The organism is Hyphomonas sp. (genome assembly GCF_040882205.1).
Lineage (GTDB): Bacteria > Pseudomonadota > Alphaproteobacteria > Caulobacterales > Hyphomonadaceae > Hyphomonas.
The window spans coordinates 1-5,713 of record NZ_JBBEBT010000110.1 but is presented as its reverse complement, the minus strand read 5'-3'; the positions used below and the strand labels follow the sequence as shown (position 1 = coordinate 5,713).

The window sequence follows — 5,713 nt, the reverse complement described above, 5'->3', positions numbered from 1 at the left end:
CCACCAGCGCGCCGGCAAGCGTCAGCGCCAGCGGCGCACCCGGAAGCCCGAACCGGTTCATATTCTAAAGCCCCAGAACCTTGCGGGCGATGATGTTCTTCTGGATTTCATTCGTGCCGCCATAGATCGATTGTGCCCGTCCGCCGAAATAGCTCGCCACATCGCGTGGGCCAGACCCGGCAGACGGCGCCCGGTGTCCCACAAAAGGACCGGCCGCCTCAAGGAACAGTTCCGTGATCGCCTGGTGCGTCTCCGTCGCGAGGATCTTCACGGTGGAGGACGCATCCCCCACCGAGCCACCAGACACCTGCGCCGACAGAATCCGGAACACCGTCATTTCCAGCCCGTCCACCGCGATCTCAGCCCGCGTCAGGCGGCCCGCAAAGCCGGTGTCGTCCATCAGCCGCACATTGCCGCCCTCCGGCGCCGCCGAGGCGAGCCCCCTTACGTGCCGCAGCATCGCGCGCTTGCCGCCGATGCGCGCATAGGAGGTGCGCTCGAAGCCAAGCAGGTATTGCGAATAGGTCCAGCCCTTGCCTTCTTCGCCGATCCGGCTGTCCTCCGCCACCTGAACATTGTCAAAGATCACTTCGTTAAGCGCATGCGCCCCGTCGATCGAGATGATCGGCTTCACGGTCACGCCAGGCGCTTCCAGAGGGCAGCAGATGAAGCTGATGCCTTCCTGCTTCTTCTCGCCGCGGCTCGTCCGCGCAAGGAGGAATATCCAGTCCGCATGCTGCGCGGCGGAGGTCCATACCTTGTGGCCATTCAGCGTATAGACGCCGTCTTTAAGCACGGCGGAAAACTCGAGGCTCGCGAGGTCCGATCCCGCGCCAGGCTCCGAATAGCCCTGCGCCCAGCCGACCGAGCCATCGCGGATCCCCGGCAGCCAGCGCGCCTTCTGATCGTCCGAACCGAACGTGTAAAGCACCGGCCCGACATAAATCACACCCATCGGCGTCACGGTCGGCACACCGGCGCGCTCGAGTTCCTCGTCGAACACATACTGTTCCTCGAGGCCCCAGCCCGGCCCGCCGTATTCCTTCGGCCAGGCCGTCGCCAGCCAGCCCCTCGCGCCGAGTGCCATCTCTGAGATGCGCACATCCGCCGTCGTCAGCGGCGTGCCCGCCTTGTACTTCGCGATGATGTCCTTTGGAAATTCCGTCTCGAACCAGGCCCGCACATGCGCGCGGAACGTCTCGGTTTCAGGGGCAAATTTCAGATGCATGGCCGCGCTCCTCATACGGCGCAAAGCCTATGCGGATGCCTGCTCGAGACAAGGGGTCACGCGGGGAAAAGCCCCTTGCGTCAGCCGCCCCAACAAAAATGCCCTCCCCGTTTCCGGGAAGGACACCCTGGTCTGGCCGCGTGACGGGGATTAAGCGGCTTTCGTGTCCGCAATCCACTGGTCCACTTTCCGCGTCAGCAGGTCCAGCGGCAGCGCGCCGCCGCCAAGGATCGTGTCGTGGAAGGCGCGGATGTCGAACTTGTCACCCAGCTCGGCTTCGGCTTTCGCGCGCAGCTGCTGGATATGGATCATGCCGATCTTGTAGGCCGTCGCCTGGCCCGGCGTCACGATGTAACGCTGAACCTCGGAGCGCGCCTGCGCCTCGGTGATGGCCGAATTGTCGAGGAAGTATTGCACAGCCTGGTCTTCGGTCCAGCCTTTCGAGTGCAGGCCCGTGTCGACCACTAGGCGGATGGCGCGCCAGATTTCCGAGCCGAGGCGGCCAAAGTCCGAGTACGGACTTTCAAACGTGCCCGGCATTTCCTTTGCGAGTTTCTCCGAATAGAGGCCCCAGCCTTCCGAGTAAGCGGTAAAGCCCGCCTGCGTACGGAATTTCGGCACGCTGGTCAGCTCCTGCGCGATCGCGATCTGCATATGGTGGCCCGGCAGGCCCTCGTGATACGCGATCACTTCCAGTTCGCCCTTCGGCATCGCCTTCATATCCGAGAGGTGGGCATAGTAGATGCCCGGGCGCGTACCGTCCGGCGTGCCCGGATAATAGTGCTGGGCCGCGCCCGGCTGTTCACGGAAGGCCTCAACGCGCTTCACGACGAGATCGGCTTTCGGCAGGATGCCGAAATAGTTCGGCAGCTCGGCCTTGATCTTGTCGATGCCGGCGGTGGCGTCGGCGATATAGGCTTCGCGGCCCTCATCCGTATCCGGATAATAGTGCTGCTCATTGTCCTTGTCGTCGCGGATGCTGGTGAAAAACTCGTTCAGCGTTCCGGTGAATCCGACCGCAGTCTTGATCGCCTCCATTTCGGCATGGATGCGGTCGACTTCCGAAAGACCCAGCTGGTGGATCTCGTCGGCGGTCATGCTGGTGGTCGTCATCTGACCGAGCATGAAATTGTAATAGGCTTCACCTTCCGGCTGCAAGTTTGCGCCTTGCGGACCTGCCGCATCCGGCGAGTTCGCCATATCGGCGGTCGCGAAGGCAATCAGGTCGTTATAGAAGGTCAGGAACGGGCCGTTCAGCGCCGCTTCGGTTTGCGCCGTCAGCTGCGCGGCGGTTTCCGGCGTCGTCTTGCCGGTATCGACCAGCTTCTGAACATCGGCCTTGAAGTCGGCGAAGATCGCCGAGTCCGGACCGGCCGTGAACGGAGCGCCGGTGATGATCTTCTTCGACTGGTCGATAACGCCTTCATAGGCAAATTTTGGCGCGTGCACACCTTTGGCCGCATTGTCCCTGGCAATCGAAAGCGCGTCCTGGAGCGCTGCGGCGGCCGCCGTGATGCGGGCCACATAGGCGCGCGCACCGGCTTCATCGTCGACCTGGTGGAACTGCATCAGGAAGGTCGCGGCAAAGCTCTGCACGCCGCTCATCTGGTCGAACACATAGCCGTTGCTGCGGAAGGCGACGCCGGCAGCCGCGCGGTCATACTGGTAGACCCAGAGGTCGAAGGAATCCTTGTCTGCCGGCGACAGCGCGGCGTAGTCGAACGTCGCCTTCAGCTCGTCGGTCGCCGCTTTCTGCCAGGCCAGCTGCTCGTCGGCGCAGGCAAAGGTGAAACAGTCGATCTGGTCCTGCTTGTCCTTGCGGCCCTGGAAGGTCAGGCCGATCGGGCTGAACTGGAGCTGTTCCTCATATTTGACATCAAACCAAGCGTTCAGTTTGGCGCTCTGCTCGGCCTGTGCCGCAGCGATTGCGGCCGGGTCAGCGGTGGTTGTGTTCGGGGCGCAGGCGCCCAGCATGGCAATAAGGGCAATGGCCGATACAGCGGTACGGATCATGGGGGTCTCCTGAAAACGGACTTTCCGTTTAACGATAAACTTCCGTAACCCTCACCGCCCCATGCGTCAACGCCCCGAGGAGGCCAGAATTGGCAATTCGGGAATCCGCCGCTAAGCAAAACCATGACCGAAAAGAAATCTGCCTCTGCCCCCCGCTCCATCCGCCTCGGCACCCGCGGCTCTCCCCTCGCCCTCGCGCAGGCCCACCAGATTGCCGCCAGCCTGAAGGCAGCTTCCGGCGGCGCCATCGAGGCTGAGATCGTCACTTTCACCACCACCGGCGACAAGCTGACGTCCGAGCGCCTGATCAATTCCGGCGGCAAAGGCCTTTTCACCCGCGAACTCGACGAATCCCTTTCGGCCGGCGATCTCGACATTGCCGTCCATAGCCTGAAGGATGTCCCTTCCCTTCTGCCGCCCGGACAGGTCTTCGTCGCCTTCCCGGAGCGCGAGGATCCGCGCGACGGCTTCGTCTCGCCCGCCGCAAAGTCCCTGCGCGACTTGCCGCAGGGCGCCCGCCTTGGCACCGCGTCGCTGCGCCGCGAAGCGCAGGCGCTGGCCCTCCGTCCGGACCTCAAGGTCGTCACCTTCCGCGGCAATGTGCAGACCCGCATGCGCAAGCTGGAAGAAGGCCAGGCTGACGCCACCTTCCTCGCGATGGCCGGCCTGCGCCGTCTTGGATACGACCATATGGCAACGCCCATTCCGGTCACCGACATGCTGCCCGCCGCTGCCCAGGGCATCATCGGCGTCGTCGCCCGCGAGGACGCCGACAGCGAACTGCGCGCCGCGCTCGCGAAGCTGAACGTCGCCGTCAGCGAGGCCGCTGCCACCGCCGAGCGCGCTTTCCTCACCATGCTCGACGGCAGCTGCCGCACGCCCATCGCCGCCCACCTTTCGGACGAAGGCGCAAACTGGCGCCTCACCGGCGAAGTGCTCAGCCCCGCCGGTGACCAGCGCTGGACCGCCACCGGCACGGCGCGGAAATCCTCTTCGATGGCGCAGCTGGCCCAGCTTGGCCGGGATGTTGCCTCCGACATCCGCGCCTCCGCCAAGGGTAACTTTCCCGTCTTCGGCGACGAGCGGTGAGCCTTGCCGTGATCGTCACGCGGACGCTGCCCGGCGCCCGTGACACGGCAGACGCGCTGCGGGCGGCGGGTTATGCGCCGATCCTCTCGCCCATGCTGCGCATTGTCGATACCGGCTTCGACGCGGGCCTCGCGGGCGGCGTTGAACACATCGTCTTCACCAGCGCCAACGGCGTCCATTCCGTCGCCCGCGCAGACCTTGCGAAAGACATCCGCGTCTGGTGCGTCGGGCCCTCCACCGCCGAAGCCGCGCGCGCCGCCGGTTTCACCGATGTCATCGAAGGCGACGGCAATGCCGACGATCTTGCCCGCACGATCCTCGCCTCCGGCGCGCAAGGCCCCCTGCTCCACATCGCCAATGAAGGCGCCGCCGGAAACCTCGTCTCCGCGCTGCGCGCCGCCGGCCATGATGCCCGCTTTGCCGCGCCCTATCGCACCGAAGCCGAAGCCTCTCTCTGCGCCGGCGCCCTCACCGCGCTGGCCGGGCCGGCGCCGGTTGTCCTGCTGCTGCATTCGGCGAAGGCGGCCGGCGCCGTAGCCGCCAGCGCGCCGGACCTTTCGAACGCGGCCGCCGTCGCCATCTCGGCCCCCGCCCTCATCGCGCTGAAGGATCAGGCCGGAAAAGGCGCCTGGATTGCCGCCCGGCCCAATGAAGACACCCTCATGGAGGCCCTTGCCGGAGCCGCCGCCGCGCTTTGCCCTTGAACCGCCGCTGTGCCACACTCTTTTGAAACCTGAAGCTGCCCATATAGGCGCCATGACCGATGATCCTTTCCGCGACACGGACCCCCTGAATGGTCCGATCGACGCCCAGTTCGAACCGGCCCCGGCCGGCCCGGAGAAAGCCGCGCGTCCGGCGCCCGGCTGGCTGGCGCTCGGCGCGGCAAGCCTGGCTTCCGCCTTCATGGGCGCCGCCGCCGGAATCTTCGGCGCAGGACTTCTCGGCCCCGGCAATACCGATGATCTCGCCGCCGCCCAGAAACGCCTCGAGGCGCGCGTCACTGAAGTGATGACGGTGCAGGGCGCCATCGATGAGAAACTCTCCGAGCCCGCCGCCGCCTCTGCCGAACTTGCAGGCCTGATCCGCGAACTCGATACCGTCTCGCGCCGCCTCGACCAGGCCATCGCGGCCGGCGGCGATCCGGACGCCCAGTCGGATCTGGCCGAACGCATCGACGCCCTCGAAGACCGCGCGCCGCGCGCCGAGGTCACCGCGCTGACTGAACGCCTCGCCGGTCTCGAAGCTGCGTCCCGCGAGGCCGCTGCTGAATCCAGCGCCGCGCTCAAATCCAGCGGCAGCCGCGCCGAAGCGGCCCTTGCCCTCTCCGCCATCGAAGCCGCCACTCGCCGCGGCACTGCTTTCGAGTCCGACTACCGCGCATTG

The 5,713-nt window shown here is 65.6% G+C and carries 4 protein-coding genes and 1 pseudogene; 3 read left to right on the top strand and 2 right to left on the bottom strand.

The window, feature by feature from the left end; translation table 11 throughout:
- Positions 1-64: 64 nt before the first annotated feature.
- Both WEA77_RS04510 and WEA77_RS04505 read right to left on the bottom strand, forming a co-directional pair.
- Positions 65-1,228 (bottom strand): acyl-CoA dehydrogenase family protein, encoded by a 1,164-nt coding sequence (locus WEA77_RS04510; protein ID WP_368066673.1) that lies wholly within the window; start codon positions 1,226-1,228, stop codon positions 65-67.
- Between the two features lie 150 nt (positions 1,229-1,378).
- Positions 1,379-3,241 (bottom strand): DUF885 family protein, encoded by a 1,863-nt coding sequence (locus WEA77_RS04505; RefSeq protein WP_368066672.1) that lies wholly within the window; start codon positions 3,239-3,241, stop codon positions 1,379-1,381.
- Positions 3,242-3,364: 123 nt separating this feature from the next.
- On the opposite strand from WEA77_RS04505, the gene hemC reads away from it, so the two are divergent.
- The 3 genes and pseudogenes from hemC to WEA77_RS04490 form a co-directional block, all read left to right on the top strand.
- Positions 3,365-4,330, top strand: coding sequence for a hydroxymethylbilane synthase (hemC, locus tag WEA77_RS04500; protein ID WP_368066671.1), 966 nt, complete (start codon positions 3,365-3,367; stop codon positions 4,328-4,330).
- A complete protein-coding gene (locus WEA77_RS04495; protein WP_368066670.1) occupies positions 4,327-5,034 on the top strand; it encodes a uroporphyrinogen-III synthase in 708 nt (235 codons plus the stop codon). The genes hemC and WEA77_RS04495 overlap by 4 nt, the downstream gene beginning before the upstream one ends.
- 52 nt (positions 5,035-5,086) lie before the next feature.
- Positions 5,087-5,713 (top strand): annotated as a pseudogene (locus WEA77_RS04490) (hypothetical protein); the annotation flags it as partial.